The 16,633-nt window shown below is 65.4% G+C and carries 12 protein-coding genes and 2 riboswitches; of the genes, 9 read left to right on the plus strand and 3 right to left on the minus strand.

Going from position 1 to position 16,633, the window contains the following annotated elements:
- Positions 1-40: 40 nt before the first annotated feature.
- On the minus strand, positions 41-1,159 hold the full coding sequence (gene gcvT, locus C0Z18_RS04655; RefSeq protein WP_102644196.1) for a glycine cleavage system aminomethyltransferase GcvT: 1,119 nt from the start codon (positions 1,157-1,159) through the stop codon (positions 41-43).
- 91 nt (positions 1,160-1,250) lie between these two features.
- Positions 1,251-1,416: riboswitch (glycine riboswitch) on the minus strand.
- A gap of 20 nt (positions 1,417-1,436) precedes the next feature.
- A riboswitch (glycine riboswitch) is annotated at positions 1,437-1,543 on the minus strand.
- A 120-nt stretch (positions 1,544-1,663) separates the two neighbouring features.
- Between gcvT and C0Z18_RS04660 the strand changes: the two genes are divergently transcribed.
- Positions 1,664-2,341: an antibiotic biosynthesis monooxygenase gene (locus C0Z18_RS04660; protein ID WP_158244197.1), complete on the plus strand. Its 678-nt coding sequence runs from the start codon at positions 1,664-1,666 to the stop codon at positions 2,339-2,341.
- 18 nt (positions 2,342-2,359) lie between these two features.
- Here C0Z18_RS04660 and C0Z18_RS04665 read toward each other — a convergent pair whose 3' ends face one another.
- Both C0Z18_RS04665 and C0Z18_RS04670 read right to left on the minus strand, forming a co-directional pair.
- Positions 2,360-3,427 (minus strand): aldose epimerase family protein, encoded by a 1,068-nt coding sequence (locus tag C0Z18_RS04665; protein ID WP_102644198.1) that lies wholly within the window; start codon positions 3,425-3,427, stop codon positions 2,360-2,362.
- A gap of 66 nt (positions 3,428-3,493) precedes the next feature.
- The gene (locus tag C0Z18_RS04670) at positions 3,494-4,714 is read right to left on the minus strand and encodes a XylR family transcriptional regulator (protein ID WP_102644199.1); all 1,221 of its coding nucleotides are present in this window, start codon (positions 4,712-4,714) and stop codon (positions 3,494-3,496) included.
- Positions 4,715-5,100: 386 nt separating this feature from the next.
- On the opposite strand from C0Z18_RS04670, the gene xylF reads away from it, so the two are divergent.
- The 8 genes from xylF (at position 5,101) to C0Z18_RS04710 (ending at position 16,555) form a co-directional block, all read left to right on the plus strand.
- On the plus strand, positions 5,101-6,129 hold the full coding sequence (xylF, locus tag C0Z18_RS04675; protein WP_102644200.1) for a D-xylose ABC transporter substrate-binding protein: 1,029 nt from the start codon (positions 5,101-5,103) through the stop codon (positions 6,127-6,129).
- A 71-nt stretch (positions 6,130-6,200) separates the two neighbouring features.
- Positions 6,201-7,772, plus strand: a complete 1,572-nt coding sequence (gene xylG / locus C0Z18_RS04680; RefSeq protein WP_102644201.1) for a D-xylose ABC transporter ATP-binding protein — start codon at positions 6,201-6,203, stop codon at positions 7,770-7,772.
- Complete coding sequence (locus C0Z18_RS04685; protein WP_102644202.1) at positions 7,769-8,959, plus strand: sugar ABC transporter permease; 1,191 nt, start codon at positions 7,769-7,771, stop codon at positions 8,957-8,959. The genes xylG and C0Z18_RS04685 overlap by 4 nt, the downstream gene beginning before the upstream one ends.
- An 85-nt stretch (positions 8,960-9,044) precedes the next feature.
- A complete protein-coding gene (locus tag C0Z18_RS04690) occupies positions 9,045-9,818 on the plus strand; it encodes an SDR family NAD(P)-dependent oxidoreductase (protein WP_102644203.1) in 774 nt (257 codons plus the stop codon).
- Positions 9,815-10,699 (plus strand): SMP-30/gluconolactonase/LRE family protein, encoded by an 885-nt coding sequence (locus tag C0Z18_RS04695; RefSeq protein ID WP_102644204.1) that lies wholly within the window; start codon positions 9,815-9,817, stop codon positions 10,697-10,699. The genes C0Z18_RS04690 and C0Z18_RS04695 overlap by 4 nt, the downstream gene beginning before the upstream one ends.
- Positions 10,700-10,735: 36 nt before the next feature.
- Positions 10,736-12,520: an IlvD/Edd family dehydratase gene (locus tag C0Z18_RS04700; protein ID WP_102644205.1), complete on the plus strand. Its 1,785-nt coding sequence runs from the start codon at positions 10,736-10,738 to the stop codon at positions 12,518-12,520.
- 41 nt (positions 12,521-12,561) lie between these two features.
- On the plus strand, positions 12,562-13,737 hold the full coding sequence (locus tag C0Z18_RS04705) for a fumarylacetoacetate hydrolase family protein (protein WP_102644206.1): 1,176 nt from the start codon (positions 12,562-12,564) through the stop codon (positions 13,735-13,737).
- A gap of 337 nt (positions 13,738-14,074) precedes the next feature.
- Positions 14,075-16,555, plus strand: a complete 2,481-nt coding sequence (locus C0Z18_RS04710; protein ID WP_102644207.1) for a family 20 glycosylhydrolase — start codon at positions 14,075-14,077, stop codon at positions 16,553-16,555.
- Positions 16,556-16,633 lie beyond the last annotated feature (78 nt).

The following is a 16,633-nucleotide window of genomic DNA, read 5'->3' on the forward strand; positions in this document are numbered from 1 at the left end:
TTGGGATCGATCGGGTATCGCTTCGTGCGCGGGCCGCCGCTTAGGCGGCGAGCACCTTGCCGCCCCGCACGAACGGCAGTTTTACCACGCTTGCGGGCAATGCTTTGTCGCGAATTTGGACTTGCACCACGTCGCCCGGACGCACGTCTTTGGGCACCCGCGCGAACGCGATCGATTCTTGCATCGTCGGCGAGAACGTACCGCTCGTGATTTCGCCCTCGCCGTGCGGCGTCATGACCTTCTGGTGCGCGCGCAGCACGCCGCCCGCCTTGCCGTTCTCTTTTTGCAAAATGAGCCCGACGAATGCTTGGCGCGACCCGTCGCGCTCGAGCGCCGCGCGGCCGACGAACGCGCGCGGCGCGGCGAGGTCGACGGTCCAGGCCAGTCCCGCATCGAGCGGCGAGACTTTTTCGTCCATGTCCTGGCCATACAAATTCATCCCGGCTTCGAGGCGCAGCGTGTCGCGCGCGCCGAGCCCGCAAGGCCGCACGCCGGCGGCGTGCAACGCTTGCCAGAGCGCGACGACGTGCGCGGCCGGCACGATGATCTCGAAGCCGTCCTCACCCGTGTACCCCGTACGCGCCACGGTCAATTCGCCGTACGGCGCCGCGTCCACGCGCGCGGCGTTGAACGGCTTCAGCGGTTCGGTGGCTTCGCGCACGGACGGCAGCACTTGCCACAGCTTGGCGCGAGCGTTCGGACCCTGAACCGCCACGATAGCCAGATCGCGGCGCGGCGTGATGGACAAACCGAACCCGCGCTCGGCATTCAACGCGTTGAACCAGGCGATGTCTTTTTCAGCCGTGCCCGCATTGACGACGACGCGGAAAAAATCGTCGGAGAAAAAATAGACGATTAGATCGTCGATGACGCCGCCGTCCTCGTTGAGCATGCACGAATACAGGGCACGGCCCGGCGTTTGCAGCTTGCCGACGTTGTTGGCGATCGCGTATTCGAAGAACGCGCGAGCCTGCGCGCCCGCGAAATCGACCGCGCACATATGCGAAACGTCGAACATCCCCGCGTCGGTGCGCACCGCCTGGTGTTCGTCGATCTGCGAGCCATAGTTGACGGGCATGTCCCAGCCGCCGAAATCGACCATGCGCGCATTCAGCGCACGGTGAGCGGCGTTCAGGGGAGTTTGTTTCAATTCGGTCATGGGAGCCTCGGCGCGCGAAGGTATCGCGAAAACAAAAAAGGGCCATGCCTGGCAACGCGCGCGGGCTCGAATGCCTGCGGCGGCTGCGATGCATGACCCCTCTGTCCTCGGTACCTGAGAGATTGCGCCGAATGGGGGGACGAATTTTCGTTTCCCGCTCGACGCGCGCCCCTTCGGTGGGCGGCTTGAACCGGCGCGCGAAACCGTGGTTACCGGTGCGCCGCCATGAACTACCGCCTCTCTCCAGAGTGCGAAAACACCTGCGCGAACAGGTCTTTCGACGCGGTCGGTCCTTTTGCCTGAGAGTTTGTGGGTGTGCCCCTTCGGCGGCGTCCCGGCGGGCGTCAAAACCCTACCGCGAGCGCGCTCTCCCGACGCGTGCGCGAAATTTACGCGAGCGTTACGGGGTTGTCAAATGAGGGCCGGTCAACGAATCCGAACGATCGGTACGGCAAGCATCGCCAAGACGCGGTAACTTAGATGCAATGGAGGAGGAAAAAGCTCATGTCGCCCCTGTCGAACCGCTTCAACCCCATTGACCCGGATATTCGCCTGCTTGCCGCAGGCCGCGTGCTATTTGCCTCGCGCGACGCCCTCGAGCGCGCGATGCCCTCGCTGATCGAACACGCCCGCACCGTCCCGACGGGCACCTTGGCCGACGTCTACCGCGATACGGACGCCAATGCGCTACTTTTCGTCGCGGCCTGGCGGGTCAGCCGCTTCGAAGCGGCCGAGCGCACGGTCGTCGACGCCATCGCCCACGCCATCGAGCCGCTCGGCGCGCACGCCATCGCGCAGTGGGTGGACGTGGCGGTGCCGGCCGGCGGATGGAGCTCCGGCCGTAGCGGCCCCGGAGAGTGCCTCGTCGTCGTGCGCCAGTCGCTCGAAAAACCCAACGCCGCCATTCAGGCAAGCTGGATCGACAAAGTCACGCTCGCGCTGAACGGCGATGCGGAACCGCCCGACGGCCTGATCTCGGCGAATTTTTTCGCCACGCGCGACGAAGCCCACGTTTTGAACTTCGCGCGCTGGACCGATGCGCAGGCGCACCGCCGCGCGGCCGCGCGCGGCCATCACGGGCACGACGGCAACGTCGGCGCCTCGCCGCTGTGGCAGGCCACGCGCGAGCATCCCGGCCTGCGCGCGGGGCACGAAGTGTGCCGCTACGAGTGCGTGTCTTAGCGGCAGGGTCCGGCGTGCTCAGTCGAGCACGCCGACGCGATACCGGGTCACTTGGCGGTACGGTTTCTCGGGCCGCGAGATGACATCCTCGCGATCGGCCATGTTGATCTGATTCGGAAACCCGCCCGCTTCGAGACACAGGCCGGCGTGGCGCGCGTAGGCCGAGCCGTGGCGCCCCGGCACGCCGTCGAGATAGTTGCCGGTATAAAGCTGCAAGCCGCGCTGATCGGTCGATACCGTCATTTCGCGCCCGCTCGCCGGATCGTACAAGTGCGCGACGCGGCGCACGGGCCGCTCGCTTGAGCCTTGCGCGTCGCGCAGCACGTAGCAGTGATCGAAGCCGCGCGCGAGCGAGAGTTGCTCGTGCGGCCAGTCGAGCCGCGCCCCGATCGGCGCCGCCTCGCGAAAATCGAACGCATTGCCGGCGACGGCCGATTGCCGGATCGGAATCAAAGCCGGGTCCACTTCGAAGAACGCATCGGCATCGATCGAGAGCACGTGTCCCTTGATGTCCGCGCCCGCTTGCGCCGTCAGATTGAAGTAGCCATGGCTCGTCAGATTGAGCGGCGTCGGCGCATCGGTACGCGCGAAATAATCGATCGTCAATTCGCCGTCGTCATCGAGCGTGTAGCGTACTTGCGCGTGCACGTTGCCCGGAAAGCCCGCATCGCCCTCTTCCGAATCGAGCGTGAAAACGAGCGCGCCGTCGTCCTCGCGCGCGGTCCACAGCGCGCGATGAAACCCTGTCACGCCGCCATGCAGCGAATTGCCGCCTTCGTTGCGATCGACCGAGTAGGCGATGCCGTCGAGCGTAAAGCGCCCGTCGGCGATGCGATTGGCCCAGCGGCCGACGAGCGCGCCCATGTAAGTTTTGGCTTCCCAATACTCGGCGGGCGTATCGTGACCGAGCAAGATGTCGCCGAGCCGTCCCGCACGATCGGGAGCGTGCCACGAAACGAGCGTCGCGCCCAGTTCGCTGATCGACACACGCATGCCGTGCGCATTGCGTAGCGTGAACAAGTGAACCGTCCGGCCGTCGGGCAGCGAGCCCCAAGGTTCGTGCGACAACTTAGCAGTGCTGATCATAGGCTCGTGAAGTTGGATAGGTAGGGCAAAGGCGCCGCGAAAGCGTGGGGCATCCATCGCATGCGCTCAAACCGGCTCGCGCGCATCCGCGCGCGCCTGAAACTCGCGCGGCGTGCAGCCGAGTTCCCGGCGAAACACCGCGTGCAAATACTGGACCGACTTGAAGCCGCAGCGCACGGCCACGTCCGCGCTCGATACGTCGCGTTTGACGAGCAGCGCTTTGGCCGCGTCGAGCTTTTGGCGAAGAATCTCCTGGTGCACCGTGCAACCGAGTTCGCGCCGGAAGTGTTCTTCGAGCGAGGAGCGCGATACGCCCACGTAATCGGCCACCTGTTCGGTACGGATGCCTTGGCACGCGTATTGGCGAATGAAATGCCGCGCCCTCGCCACATACGGGCTCGCGAGCGGTTGATGCTTCGTCGAATCGAGCACGTTGATGCCGACGGGCGGCACGAGAATCGTGCGCCCCGGAAAACGCGCGCCGTGCAGCATCTGATGCAACAGGTGCGCAGCGGTGCGCCCCATCTCCTCGGTACCCTGGATCACCGAGGAAAGCGGGATACGCGTCAAGGTTCGCGTCAGCGGATCGTTGTCGATGCCGATGATGGCGACGTCCTCGGGCACCGGAATGCCCGCGATCAAGCAAGCCTGCAGCAGTTGCCGCGCACGCGCATCGGTGACGGCGATGATGCCGACCGGCTTGGGCAGCGCATGCAACCACTGCGTCAATTGCTCGATCGCCTGGTTCCAGGTGGGCGCGCTCGTCGAAAGGCCCCGGTAGATCTCGGCGTCGATTTGCTCGCGCGTGCGCCCATCCGCTTCGCGCAAGCGCGCGAACGCGAGCTCGCGCTGATACGCCCAACGGTGCTCGTTCGCGAGGGGCAAGCTATAGAGCGCGAAGTGCCGCAAACCCGCGCCGATCAAATGGGTATAAGCGAGCGAGACGAGCTTGACGTTATCGGTGGCGATGTACGGCACATTACCCGGATAGTGGGACGGATCTTCGAACGACGAACCGACGGCGACGACGGGCAGCGGACAGTCGGCCAACGCCTCGCATACCGCCGGGTCGTCGAAGTCGGCGATGATGCCGTCGCCGTCGAAGCGTTCGATCCCGCCGAGCCGGCAGCGGAAATCCTCTTCCAGAAATAGATTCCAGCCGACGCGCGTCGATAGCAAATACTGGCCGACGCCCGCGATGATCTCGCGGTCATAGACCTTGTTCGCGTTGAAGAGCAGCGCGATGCGATGCGCCTTTTGCGGCGCGGGGGCGTTGGCCCTCGTCATCGTCACAGCTCTCGCGCGGCCGTCTCGGCTTCGCGCATGGTGTCGTCTCCTATCGATCGTTGCCGCTCGCCCGGGTCGTCGCCGCTTGGCTCGATCGCTATGGCCGGGCCGCGTTCGCCTCGTCTGGCGCTTCCTGCGATTTTAGGCCCGAATGAGGCGCGCGCCGCCCACTTCCCCATGCGTCGGCAAGAAACGTTAATGCCGCTGTGCAATTTCGCAATTGTGGCGGGCGCGGCGCCGCTGCACCATGGCCGCACTCCGAGACCCGGCCGCCCGCACTCGCGGCGGCCCGGCGGCAACCTCACAGCGTGCGCGCGAGTCGCCGCGCGCACGCGCCGCCCGATCGGAAAACGGCGACGTCCAATATATAAGACAGGAGTGGAGACATGGCATTCGCAAAGCGTCGTTCCATTTTAGGCTCGTTCGTCGCGAGCGCGGTGCTCGCGGGCTTGACCCTCGCGGCGCCGCTCGCGCACGCAAGCAAGGCACATCCCGTCATCGGCTTTTGCATCGACGATCTGCGCGTCGAACGCTGGGCGCGCGATCGCGACTACTTCGTCGCCGCCGCGCAAAAGCTCGGGGCAACCGTCTCGGTGCAGTCGGCCGATGCGAGCGAAGAGCGTCAAATTTCACAGATCGAAAACCTGATTTCGCGCGGCGTCGACGTCATCGTCATCGTGCCGTTCAATTCGAAGACGCTCGGCAATGTCGTCGCCGAAGCGAAGAAGGCGGGCATCAAAGTCATTTCCTACGACCGCCTGATCCTGGACGCCGACGTCGACGCCTATATCTCGTTCGACAACGAGAAGGTCGGCGAGCTGCAAGCCAAGGGCGTGTTCGACGCACAGCCCAAGGGCAACTACTTCCTGCTCGGCGGCGCGCCGACGGACAACAACGCCAAGATGCTGCGCGAAGGCCAGCTCAAGGTGCTCCAGCCCGCGATCGACAGCGGCGCCATCAAGGTCGTCGGTCAGCAGTGGGTGCCGGAGTGGAACGCTTCGACGGCGCTGCGTATCGTCGAAGACGCGCTCACCGCCAACAACAACAAGATCGACGCGATCGTCGCCTCGAACGACGGCACCGCCGGCGGCGCGATTCAGGCGCTGGCCGCGCAAAAACTCGCGGGCAAAGTGCCGGTCTCGGGCCAGGATGCCGACCTCGCGGCCGTCAAGCGCGTGATCGCCGGTACGCAGACGATGACCGTCTACAAACCCATCAAGCTGATCGCCACCGAGGCGGCCAAGTTGTCCGTCGATCTGGCGCAAGGCAAGAAGCCCGCTTTCAACGCGCAGTACGACAACGGCAAGAAGAAGGTCGATACGGTTTTGCTGCAACCGGTCTTGCTGACCAAGAAGAACGTGGACGTCGTGGTGAAGGACGGCTTCTACACGCAAGCGCAGCTCTCGGGCCAATAAACGACGGCTCATGCGCGGTGCCGCCCTCGGGCGGGCCGCGCATTTCCGCAATCGGAAAAGGAACGAGAGGCATGGTGCACTCAGAACCCTTGCTGTCGCTGCGCGGTATCGTCAAGACCTTCTCGGGCGTGAAGGCGCTCGACGGCATCGACCTGTCGGTGCGCCCCGGCGAATGCCTGGGCCTGTGCGGCGAAAACGGCGCGGGCAAATCCACGCTGATGAAGATCGTCTCGGGCGTCTATCCGCACGGCACCTGGGACGGCGAGATTGTCTGGGACGGCCAGATCCTGCGCGCATCGGGCGTGCGCGACACCGAGCGCGCCGGCATCGTCATCATCCACCAGGAATTGATGCTCGTGCCCGAGCTGTCCGTGGCCGAAAACATCTTCCTCGGCAACGAAATCACCCTGCCCGGCGGCCGCATGAACTATGCGGCGATGCATCGGCGCGCGGACGCCTTGCTGCGCGAACTGCGCATCGAAGGAATCAACGTCGCGCAGCCTGTGATGAACTTCGGCGGCGGGCATCGGCAGTTGATCGAAATCGCCAAGGCGCTGAACAAACAAGCGCGGCTCCTGATCCTCGACGAACCGTCGTCCTCGCTGACGGCGGCCGAAACGCGCGTGCTGATCGAGATCGTGCGCGACCTCAAGCGGCGCGGCGTCGCCTGCATTTACATCTCGCACAAGCTCGACGAAGTGCAGGCCGTCTGCGATACGGTCAGTGTCATCCGCGACGGCCGGCACGTCGAAACGGCGCCGCTCGCCGCGATGCCGCCCGCTCGCGTCGTCGCGCTGATGGTGGGGCGCGAGATCACGAATCTGTTTCCGCGCGAGCCCCACGAGATCGGCGAAACCGTGCTGCAAGCGCGCAACGTCACCTGCATCGACGTGACGAACCCGCGCCGCAAGCGCGTGGACGACGTCTCGTTTCACGTACGGCGCGGCGAAATCCTCGGCGTGGCGGGACTCGTCGGCTCGGGCCGCACCGAACTCATGCAGGCGATCTTCGGCGCGTATCCGGGCACGTATCGCGCGCAGGTCGAGATCGACGGCGAAACGATCGACATCGGCTCGCCCGGCGACGCGATCCGGGCTGGAATCGGCATGGTGCCCGAGGACCGCAAAGCGCACGGCATCGTGCCTGAGCTCGGCGTCGGCCACAACATCACGCTTTCCGTGCTGCGGCGCTTCGTCAAGCGCGGCGCGATCGATGCCGCGGCCGAGCTCGACACGATCCACAAATCGATGAAGCAACTCTCCGTGCGCGCCGCCCACCCGCTGCTGCCGATCGCCCACTTGTCGGGCGGCAATCAACAAAAAGCCGTGCTCACGCGCGTACTGCTCACCGAACCCAAGGTATTGATCCTCGATGAGCCGACGCGCGGCGTGGACGTCGGCGCGAAGTACGAGATTTACAAACTCATCTTCGCGCTCGCGAAACAAGGGATGGCGATCGTCGTGGTGTCCTCGGAATTGCCCGAAGTGCTCGGTCTCGCCGACCGCGTGCTCGTCATGGGCGAGGGCGAACTGCGCGGCGATTTCGCCAACGACGGCCTCACGCAAGAGACCATTTTGACGGCGGCCATCGAGCCTGCGCATCGAGCCCGCGCCGCCCAACCCAACGAGACCGCATCCGCATGACACCGGACCTTTCCCCCGCCCGCCCGGCCGGCACGTCGGGCCCCGCCGGCGCCGACCGCATTCGCCAATGGTTCGCGCGCTACAAGATTTTGGCGCTGCTCATCGCCGTCGCGCTGATTTGGCTGTTTTTCACGGTCCTCACGCACGGCGCCTTCGCCACCCCGCGCAATCTGTCGAACTTGCTGCGCCAGATGGCGATCAGCGGCATGCTCGCCTGCGGCATGGTGTTCGTCATCATCGCCGGTGAAATCGACTTGTCGGTCGGCTCGCTGCTCGGGTTGCTCGGCGGCGTCGCCGCGATTCTCGATGCGAACCACAACTGGCCGCTCGCGGCGACGATCCCGCTAGTGCTCGCGCTCGGCGTGCTCGCCGGCCTCTTCAACGGCTGGCTCTCCACCTACCGGCGCGTGCCCTCGTTCATCGTCGGCTTGGGCGGCATGCTCGCCTATCGCGGCGTGTTGCTCGGCATCACGGGCGGCTCCACGATCGCGCCCGTATCGGACCCCTTCGTTTTCCTCGGCCAAGGCTATCTGCCGCGCCTGGCGGGCAACGCGCTCGCGCTGCTGCTGATCGCCGTGCTCGCCTTCGTGACGGTGCGCGGCCGCGGCAACCGCCGCCGCTACGCGCTCGCCGTGCCGCCGCTTTGGCAAGACGCCGCGAAGATCGTGTGCGCGGCCGCCGTCATCGTCGCCTTCGTCGCCACGCTCGACGACTACGGCGGCATCCCCGTGCCCGTGCTGCTCGTCTTGGTGATGCTCGGCATCTTCACGTGGATCGCCACGCAAACCGTGTTCGGCCGCCGCATCTATGCAGTAGGCTCGAACCTCGAAGCCACGCGTTTGTCGGGCGTCGATACGAACCGCGTCAAGCTCGCGATCTTCGCGCTGATGGGCCTCATGTGCGCCTTCGCCGGCATGGTCAATACGGCGCGGCTCGCGGCCGGGTCGCCGTCGGCGGGCAACATGGGCGAACTCGACGCGATCGCCGCGTGTTTCATCGGCGGCACCTCGATGCGCGGCGGATCGGGCACCGTCTACGGCGCGCTCGTCGGCGCCCTCGTCATGGCAAGCCTAGACAACGGCATGTCGATGCTCGATGTCGATGCCTATTGGCAAATGATTGCCAAAGGCGCAATTTTGGTCGTGGCCGTATGGATCGACGTGGTCTCGCGCACGAACCGGCGCTGAGGCGTCCCCCGAACTCGCCCGGCCGGCTATCGATGCGCTGAGCGCGTCACGCACGGCCGGCTTTTCCTCAAACGTGGAATTTCGCATGTCGTACGCCATCTATCCGAGCTTGGTCGATAAAACCGTCGTCGTTACGGGCGGCGGAAGCGGCATCGGCGCCGCGATCGTCGAAGCGTTCGCCGCCCAAGGCGCGCGCGTTTTTTTCCTCGACATCGCCGAAGCCGACTCCGAGGCGCTGGCCGAACGCCTAGGCGTTTGCGCCCATCCGCCCATCTTCCACCGCTGCGACTTGCGCGATATCGCCGCCATCGAGCAAGTATTCGCTTCGATCTGCGCGCAAGCCGGTTCGATCGACATTTTGGTGAACAACGCCGCCAATGACGATCGCCACCATTTCGGCGAGATCACGCCGGCCTACTGGGACGAGCGGATCGCCGTGAACTTGCGGCACCAATTTTTTTGCGCGCAAAACGCGGCCTCCGGCATGAAGGCTGCACGCTCCGGAGTGATTCTGAACCTCGGTTCGATTTCGTGGCATCGCGCGCTGCCGAGCCTGTCGATCTACATGACGGCCAAAGCCGGTATCGAAGGCATGACGCGCGCGATGGCCCGCGAACTCGGTCCCTTCGGTATCCGCGTGAACGCGATCATCCCGGGCGCCGTGCGCACGCCGAGGCAGATGAAGCTGTGGCAATCGCCCGAAAGCGAGGCGAAGCTCGTGGCCGACCAATGCCTACCCGAGCGGGTCGAGCCCGAGCATGTCGCACGGATGGCCTTGTTTCTCGCATCGGACGACGGCTCGCGATGCTCGGGACGCGAGTACTTCGTCGATGCGGGATGGTATGGAGCATCTTCATGATCACACCCGAATGTATCTGGCCCTTAGGGGCCGAACTGGGCGAAGGGCCCGTCTGGAGCAAAACCGAGAAAGCCGTTTATTTCGTCGACATCAAGCGCAAGCAGGTGCACCGCTATATCGCCGCGACGCACGAGACGATGACCTGGCCCGCTCCCAGCGAGCCGGGTTTCGTCATTCCCACCTCCGGCGAAACGTTCATCTGCGGCCTGCGCAAAGGCCTGTATCGATTCGATCCGCGCGCGGGCACCTTCGACAAACTCGTGGAAGTCGAGCGCGAACGAACCGGCAATCGCCTGAACGATGGCTTTTCCGACCCGCAGGGCTATTTGTGGTTCGGCACGATGGACGATGAGGAACAAGCGCCCACCGGAGCCGTCTATCGTGTGAGCGACGCCGGCGCGATCGAACGGCGCGACGATGGCTACGACATCGCGAACGGCCCGGCCATGAGCCCGGACGCACGCACGCTCTATCACACCGACACGCGCGGGCAAACGATCTACGCGTCCGATGTGGACGGGCACGGCATGCTCTCGAACAAGCGCGTGTTCGTGAAAGTGCAAGGATCGGCGTATCCCGACGGCATGGCGGTCGATGCGCAAGGATGCGTTTGGATCGCCCTATACAACGGAGGCTGCATCGAACGCTACTCGCCGGACGGCAAGCAAATCGACACCGTCGCCTTTCCCTGCTCGAACATCACGAAGCTCGTGTTCGGCGGAGACGACTTGCGCACGGCCTACGTGACGACGGCGATGAAAGGTTTGAGCGCGGACAAGCGCGAGCGCGAGACGCTGGCGGGCGCGCTGTTCACGTTCCGCTCGCCCGTTCCCGGCCTGCCCCAAAACGTCGTCACGCGCGGCCTCGTGCACGCTGGCTGATCCGTACACCGTACCGATTAGGAGAACGAAATACCTATGTCATCGACGCCCCCGCGCAGGCTGCGCAGCCAAAACTGGTTCGACGATCCGAGTCACGCCGACATGACGGCGCTCTATGTCGAACGCTTCATGAACTACGGCCTCACGCGCGAGGAGCTGCAATCGGGCCGTCCGATCATCGGCATCGCGCAAACGGGGAGCGATCTCGCGCCGTGCAACCGCCATCACATCGAGTTGGCCGCGCGCACGAAGGCAGGAATTCGCGACGCCGGGGGCATTCCGATGGAATTTCCCGTGCATCCGCTCGCGGAGCAAAGCCGCCGGCCCACGGCGGCGCTCGATCGTAACCTCGCCTACCTTGGGCTCGTCGAGATCCTGCACGGCTATCCGCTCGACGGCGTGGTGCTGACGACGGGTTGCGACAAGACGACGCCCGCTTGCCTCATGGCCGCGGCCACCGTCGATCTGCCCGCGATCGTGCTCTCCGGCGGCCCGATGCTCGACGGCTGGTTCGAAGGCAAGCGCGTGGGCTCGGGCACGGTCATCTGGCACGCGCGCAACTTGCTCGCAGCCGGCGAGATCGACTACGAAGGCTTCATGCGGCTGACCGCGGCGGCTTCGCCCTCGATCGGCCATTGCAACACCATGGGCACGGCACTATCGATGAACAGCTTGGCCGAAGCGCTGGGGATGTCGCTGCCGGGCTGCGCCTCGATTCCGGCCGCCTATCGCGAGCGCGGACAGATGGCGTACGCCACGGGCAAGCGGATCGTCGAGCTCGTGCGCGAGGACGTGCGTCCCTCGCACATCCTCACGCGCGAGGCGTTCGAAAACGCGATCGTCGTGGCCTCGGCGCTGGGCGCATCGACGAATTGCCCGCCGCATTTGATCGCCATCGCACGGCATATCGGCGTGCCGCTATCGCTCGACGATTGGCAGCGCCTCGGTGCGGACGTGCCGTTACTGGCCAACTGCATGCCGGCCGGCGAGTACCTCGGCGAAAGCTTCCATCGCGCGGGCGGCGTGCCCGCCGTCTTGCGCCAACTGGCCCAAGCGGGCCTGCTGCATGGCGAGTGCGCAACCGTGTCGGGCCACACGATAGGCGAGATCGTCGAGCAAGCGCCGGAAGCCGACGGCGACGTGATTCGTTCGTACTCCGAACCGCTCAAGCATGGCGCGGGCTTCATCGTGCTGTCGGGCAACTTCTTCGATAGCGCGATCATCAAGATGTCGGTCGTCGGCGACGCGTTCCGGCAGACGTACCTCAGCGAGCCCGGTGCGGAGAACGCCTTCGAGGCGCGCGCCGTCGTGTTCGACGGTCCGGAAGACTACCGCGCCCGCATCGACGATCCTTCGCTGCAAATCGACGAACGCTGCATCCTCGTCATGCGCGGCTGCGGCACGCTCGGGTATCCGGGCAGCGCCGAGGTCGTCAACATGGCGCCGCCGGCCGCGCTCGTGAAGCGGGGCCTCACATCGTTGCCTTGCATGGGCGACGGACGGCAAAGCGGTACGTCGGCGAGCCCATCGATACTGAACATGTCGCCGGAATCGGCGGCGGGCGGCGGGCTTGCGCTGATGCGCACCGGCGATCGCGTGCGCGTCGATTTGAACGCGCGGCGCGTCGAGCTGCTCGTCGACGAAGCCGAACTCGCGCGCCGCCGCGACGAGGCCGCGCCGAGCGTGCCGCCGTCGCAAACGCCGTGGCAGGAGATCTACCGGCAATTCGTCGGGCAGTTGTCGACGGGCGGCTGCCTCGAGCCCGCCACGCTTTATCTGAAAGTGATCGAGACGCGCGGCGATCCGCGCCACTCGCACTGATTCCGAGTCCACCGTTTCATTCACCGCGAGACCTGATCTTCATGCCACTCGATCCCGCCTCCTGTCTGCCCTCGGACCTCGGCCGCGCCCTGCTCGTGGGGCGGCTCTGGCGCGGCTCGCCCCACAACGGGCCGGCCGTCGTCGTGATCCGTAACGGGCAGGTATTCGATATCACCGCCAGCGCGCCGACCACGAGCGACCTGTTCGATCGCGACGACGCCGCCGCCGTCGCGCGTTCGGTCCCGGGCGAGTTGCTCGGCGACGCACACGCGTTGTTGCAGGCTGCCATGCAGCCGCAAGCCCAAGAGCACGCCGTGGCCCGCTTGCTCGCGCCGTGCGACGTGCAGGCGATCAAGGCTTGCGGCGTGACGTTCGCCGTCAGCTTGCTCGAACGCGTCATCGAGGAGCAAGCGGGCGGCGATGCGGGCCGCGCCGCCGATATCCGTGCCTCGCTGCATGATTTGATCGGAACCGACCTCGCCAAGATCAAGCCGGGTTCGGCTGCCGCGATGCGGCTCAAGGAGGAACTGAAACGCCGTGGCGCCTGGTCGCAATACATGGAAGTCGGCATCGGCGAGGATGCCGAAGTGTTCACCAAGTCGCAGCCGATGTCGGCGGTGGGCTTCGGCGCCGAGGTGGGTTTGTACCCGACGTCGGCTTGGAACAACCCCGAGCCCGAGGTCGTGCTGGCCGTGAACGCGGCGGGACGAGCCGTGGGCGCGACGCTCGGCAACGACGTCAATCTGCGCGACATCGAAGGGCGTTCCGCGCTGCTGCTCGGCAAAGCGAAAGACAACAACGGATCGTGTGCGATCGGGCCGTTCGTGCGTTTGTTCGACGACGACTTCACGCTCGACACCGTTCGCGAGGCCAGCGTTTCGCTGCTGATCGAGGGCGAGGACGGTTTCGTGCTCGAGGGCGTGAGCCATATGCGCGAGATCAGCCGCGACCCGCTCGATCTGGTCTCTCAAACGTGCGGCTCGCATCACCAGTATCCCGACGGTTTCATGCTGTTCCTCGGCACGATGTTCTCGCCGATCAAGGATCGCGACACGGCGGGCGGCGGCTTCACGCATCACCTCGGCGATGTCGTGACGATCGCGACGCCGGCGCTCGGTGCGCTCGTCAACACCGTGCGGCTTTCCACCGAGATCGCGCCCTGGCGTTTCGGCGTGCGCGCGTTGTATCGGAACCTGGCGGCCCGCGGGCTGATCTAGCCGCACTCAGGCGGCGTGTCGAACCGGGCCCTCGTCACGCCACGCTGCCGTCCCACTGCTTAAAACGCTCGTTCGACTTTCTTACATCTCCCGCGCGGCGACCCGCCCCTCCCATCGGCATTAAATACCAATTAGCTTCCAAATTAATGCCACTTGAATACCAATCAAAGTCCACCTAAGATCCTCCCGTGACCGGTTGCCGTCCCCACCTCGGACCGGTCATGCGAGAGGACTCGTCACCTCATCTCGGCAGTAGCGCTTCCGCTTCCTTGAAAGACCCGATAGCAGCGACGTAATCGAGCGGCGTCGTATCGCCATTTTTTTCAGAGGAGACTTTATGAAACGCATTGCGCATTTCGCGCGCGCCGGCTTGCTCGCCGCGGCCGCCGCGCTCTTGCCGCCCGTTGCTCTAGCGGCGTCGCCCGCGGCGAGCCCGGATTCGGCCGCCGGCATCGCCAAGAGCCCAGCGGCGCTCACCGCCTTTCTCGCCAGCAGCCTTGCGCTGCGGGTTGCCATCGACAACAACCATGCGAACGCGGCGGGGGTGCCTTGTGCCGACCTCGGTGCGGACGGGGCGGCATGCGCCACCGGCCGCCTGATTCTGACGAATCAAGGCAGTAAAGCCATTTGGGCCGGCGGGTGGAAGCTCTACACGCACAGCATTCGCCGGCTGCTCAGGCTCGACAACCCGGCCTTCACGTTCGAGCATCTGACGGGCGATCTCTACGCCATCACGCCATTGCCGGGCAAACTCTTTCTGGCACCGGGCCAAAGCGTGACGTTGCCGTTCGTCGCCGAATACTGGTACCTGCGCTATAGCGACCTGCTGCCGCGTACCTTCGTCGCCGTCGATGGCGCGGCGCCCGCGATCCTCCAGTTCAACGACACCGACGACGAAACGAAGTACGTCGTCTCCCTGCCCGCCGACGCGCAGAACAATTCGACGGGCAACGCCCCGCCCGTCGCGGCGCAGCCGGTTTCGACCCGCGCGTTGCCGAGCGTCAAACGCGAACAGACACTGCCCGGCTCGCTCGACCTGCACGGCGTGCAACTCGAACTGGCCGGCCTCTCGATGGGACAAGTGCAAGCGCTGCGCGACCGCGCGCAAACGCTGGGCCTCGACGATTCGCGCACCCATGTGGTCGGTGTCGTTGCGCCGAAGCGGCTGCCGGCCGACATTGCCGTCCCGGGCGGTTACCGGCTCGCCATCACGGCGCACGGCGCGTTCATCGAAGGCGACGATCCCGCCGGCGTCTACTACGGCGTGCAGACGCTGTTCTCGCTGGCGCCGGCCGGCGGCGGCCGCATTCCGGCGATGCTCGTGGAAGACGCGCCCCGCTTTGCGTACCGCGGTATGCAGGTGGACCTCGCGCGCAACTTCAAGCATCCGCCGACGCTGCGCCGCTTGATCGACCAGATGAGCGCCTACAAGCTGAACCGCTTGCACCTGCATCTATCCGACGACGAAGGCTGGCGCATCGAGATCCCGGGCCTGCCGGAGTTGACCGGCGTGGGCGGGCGCCGCTGCTTCGATCTCAGCGAAACGCATTGTCTGCTGCCCGAGCTGGCGTCCGGCCCGGAGAACCAATCGGGCGGCGGCTATCTGACGCGCGACCAATTCGTGAGCCTGCTACGGTATGCGGCCGATCACTTCATCGAAGTGATTCCCGAGATCGATATGCCCGCGCATGCACGCGCGGCCGTCATGTCGATGGAGGCGCGCTACCGGCGGCTGCATGCCGAGGGGCGCGAACAAGAGGCGATGCAATACCGCTTAATCGATCCGCAAGACACGACCAATGTCACGACGGTCCAGTTCTACGACCGGCATAGCGACATCAACCCGTGCGTACCCGGCGCGCTGAACTTCACTGGCAAGGTGATCCACGAGATTGCCGCGATGTACGCCGATGCGCAGGTACCGCTGCACACATGGCAATTCGGCGGCGACGAGGCCAAGAATATTTTCCTCGGCGGCGGCTTCCAGGCGTTGAACGGCACCGACCCGAACAAGGGCCGCGTCAACCTCGCGATTCAAGACAAGCCCTGGGCACGCTCGCCGGCGTGCATGGCGCTCGTGCAGCGCGGCGAAATCAAATCGACCGACGAGTTGCCGACACGCTTGGCCAAGCAAGTGAGCGCGCAGGTTGCCGCGAACGGCATCGACACGATGGGGGCGTGGGAAGACGGTTTGAGCGGTGCGAACGGCGCATCCGACTTTTCGACGCGTCATGTGATCTCGGCGATTTGGGACACCGTGTTCTGGGGCGCGGCCGACAGTGCGCGCAATTACGCCGCGAAGGGCTTCGAACCGGTGCTCGCGCTGCCCGACTACCTGTACTTCGACTTCCCGTACACGCTCAATCCGCATGAGCGCGGCTACTACTGGGGTTCGCACGCGACCGACGAGTACAAGGTCTTCTCGTTCGCTCCCGAGAATCTGCCGCAAAACGCGGAAGTGTTCGGCGACCGCAACGGCGATCCGTTCTCGGTGACGAGTACCGGTTCGGCGCCGGCTATTCACGGCATGCAGGGCCAAGCGTGGGGCGAAGTCATGCGCAACGACCGCTTCCTCGAGTACATGGTCTATCCGCGCTTGCTGGCGCTGGCCGAGCGCGCGTGGCACCGAGCGGACTGGGAGTTGCCGTACACGGCGGGTGTCACCTATGAACTGGGCGTGACGCACCATGTCGACATGGGCGCCTTGAATCGCGACTGGGCGGGCTTTGCCACCGTACTGAAAGAACGCGAACTGCCGAAGTTGTCGCGTGCCGGCGTCGGCTATCGGCAACCCACGTTCACGTTGACCGGCGAGTGATCGTCTCGATGCGCGCGGCGAGCGATCGCCGCGCGCACTCGGGCGCATGAGCTCGCACTCTCGAGCGGCCTGAGTCGC

Source organism: Trinickia dabaoshanensis (assembly GCF_002879885.1).
GTDB lineage: Bacteria > Pseudomonadota > Gammaproteobacteria > Burkholderiales > Burkholderiaceae > Trinickia > Trinickia dabaoshanensis.

Bases quoted from the DNA above. Each gene is read 5' to 3' on its own strand.
- gcvT (WP_102644196.1), bottom strand. From the start codon at position 1,159: ATGACCGAATTGAAACAAACTCCCCTGAACGCCGCTCACCGTGCGCTG.
- C0Z18_RS04665 (WP_102644198.1), bottom strand. From the start codon at position 3,427: ATGATCAGCACTGCTAAGTTGTCGCACGAACCTTGGGGCTCGCTGCCC.
- C0Z18_RS04695 (WP_102644204.1), top strand. From the start codon at position 9,815: ATGATCACACCCGAATGTATCTGGCCCTTAGGGGCCGAACTGGGCGAA.
- xylG (WP_102644201.1), top strand. From the start codon at position 6,201: ATGGTGCACTCAGAACCCTTGCTGTCGCTGCGCGGTATCGTCAAGACC.
- C0Z18_RS04690 (WP_102644203.1), top strand. From the start codon at position 9,045: ATGTCGTACGCCATCTATCCGAGCTTGGTCGATAAAACCGTCGTCGTT.
- C0Z18_RS04670 (WP_102644199.1), bottom strand. From the start codon at position 4,714: ATGACGAGGGCCAACGCCCCCGCGCCGCAAAAGGCGCATCGCATCGCG.
- C0Z18_RS04705 (WP_102644206.1), top strand. From the start codon at position 12,562: ATGCCACTCGATCCCGCCTCCTGTCTGCCCTCGGACCTCGGCCGCGCC.
- C0Z18_RS04685 (WP_102644202.1), top strand. From the start codon at position 7,769: ATGACACCGGACCTTTCCCCCGCCCGCCCGGCCGGCACGTCGGGCCCC.
- C0Z18_RS04710 (WP_102644207.1), top strand. From the start codon at position 14,075: ATGAAACGCATTGCGCATTTCGCGCGCGCCGGCTTGCTCGCCGCGGCC.
- C0Z18_RS04660 (WP_158244197.1), top strand. From the start codon at position 1,664: ATGTCGCCCCTGTCGAACCGCTTCAACCCCATTGACCCGGATATTCGC.
- C0Z18_RS04700 (WP_102644205.1), top strand. From the start codon at position 10,736: ATGTCATCGACGCCCCCGCGCAGGCTGCGCAGCCAAAACTGGTTCGAC.
- xylF (WP_102644200.1), top strand. From the start codon at position 5,101: ATGGCATTCGCAAAGCGTCGTTCCATTTTAGGCTCGTTCGTCGCGAGC.